The sequence below is a fragment of the Variovorax sp. dw_954 genome, assembly GCF_018449755.1.
Classification (GTDB): domain Bacteria; phylum Pseudomonadota; class Gammaproteobacteria; order Burkholderiales; family Burkholderiaceae_C; genus Variovorax.
In genome coordinates this window covers 1-1,494 of the sequence record NZ_JAAVVD010000084.1, presented here as the reverse complement: position 1 = coordinate 1,494, position 1,494 = coordinate 1, and the positions used below count along the sequence as shown (strand labels likewise).

The window sequence follows — 1,494 nt, the reverse complement described above, 5'->3', positions numbered from 1 at the left end:
AGACCAACAGCTATGCCGCTGGCTCCTGCTGAGCCTCGACCGCCTGCAGGGCAGCGACCTCGTGATGACGCAAGAGTTGATCGCCAACATGCTCGGCGTCCGGCGCGAGGGCGTAACGGAGGGGGCGCTCAAGCTGCAGCAGGCGGGCCTGATCCGCTATGCGCGAGGTCACATCTCGGTGCTGGATCGCGCGGGGTTGGAGAAGCGCACCTGCGAGTGCTATGCAGTCGTCAAGTCCGAGTACGACCGGTTGCTTCCGGCGACCACCGCGACCTGAGGGCTTGCGAATGCCGCAGGGAAAAGGGACGCACCGGGTCTGTTTCGACTTCTAAGTACGGTGATACGCGGGCGAAAACTGCACGCACTGGTGGTGTGGCCTGGCGAAGCAACAGAGGGCGAGCATGCAACTACGCGTTGGTTTTGAAATGGTGTATCAGTGCCCCCAGCCGACGCCGATGATGCTGACCTTGAGCATCCACTATTCGCGTGCGTCCGACCTGGTGCGGCCCGATCGCCTGGTGACGAGTCCATCGGTACCGGTCACCGCGTACCGCGATCTGTTCGGCAACTGGTGCACTCGCATCGTGGCGCCCGCGGGTCGGTTCGTCCTCAATACCGACGCGCTGATCAACGACAGCGGCGCAGCAGATCTCGTCGCCCCGTGGGCAACGCAGACGCCGGTGGAGAATCTCCCGGAATCGACGCTGGTCTATCTGCTTGGCAGCCGCTATTGCGAGACCGACCAGCTCAGCGAAATCGCCTGGCAGCGCTTTGGCTCAGGCCCAATTGGCTGGGGTCGCGTGCAGGCGATCTGCGATTTTGTGCACCAACACATCAAGTTCGGCTACCAGAATGCAAGTCGGACGCGCACCGCGCTGGGCGGCTACAACGAAGGCCAGGGCGTGTGCCGCGACTACGCCCATTTGGCGATCGCGCTTTGTCGCTGCCTGAACATCCCGGCACGTTATTGCACCGGCTATCTTGGCGACGTCGGCACGCAGCCGCCTTACGCGCCAGGGGATTTTGCGGCGTGGTCCGAGGCTTATCTCGGCGATTGTTGGTACACCTTCGACGCGCGCAACAACACGCAGCGTATTGGGCGCGTGTTGATTGCGCGGGGCCGGGACGCCTGCGACGTCGCGCTATCCAGGGAATCCTTCAAGGTTTGGACAGACGAGGGCGGCAGCCTGAACTTTGGCTCTCAGTTGCGGCCCAAAGCTCAGCAATAAAACCCGCGTCTCACCTTTCAATGTGTCGGTGATTTTGGCCAAACCCAAACAAGGCTAGCGCACTGAGCGGTAGCGTACGGACGCTCGTCGGGACCTCACTACGAGACGAGGAACTGGCACGTGAAAACGGCTGAGCGAGGCTACGGACATTCTGTGCCCCGCCGCTGCCGCCTGAAGAGGAGCGCAGTCGATCCCCGTCCGTGGCGCGAACAATAGCAGAGCGAGATCAAGTCGCCTGACGGGGCAACGACCGAGGATTTCAGCG

General features: G+C 62.5%; 2 protein-coding genes. Both read left to right on the top strand.

All coding sequences use genetic code 11. The features are described from left to right. The coding region (locus tag HB681_RS37590; protein WP_213959982.1) for a helix-turn-helix domain-containing protein at positions 1–277 on the top strand (277 nt) is incomplete at its 5' end. Between the two features lie 124 nt (positions 278–401). Then, positions 402–1,229 (top strand): transglutaminase family protein, encoded by an 828-nt coding sequence (locus HB681_RS37585; RefSeq protein ID WP_213959981.1) that lies wholly within the window; start codon positions 402–404, stop codon positions 1,227–1,229. The last annotated feature ends 265 nt before the right edge of the window (positions 1,230–1,494 follow it).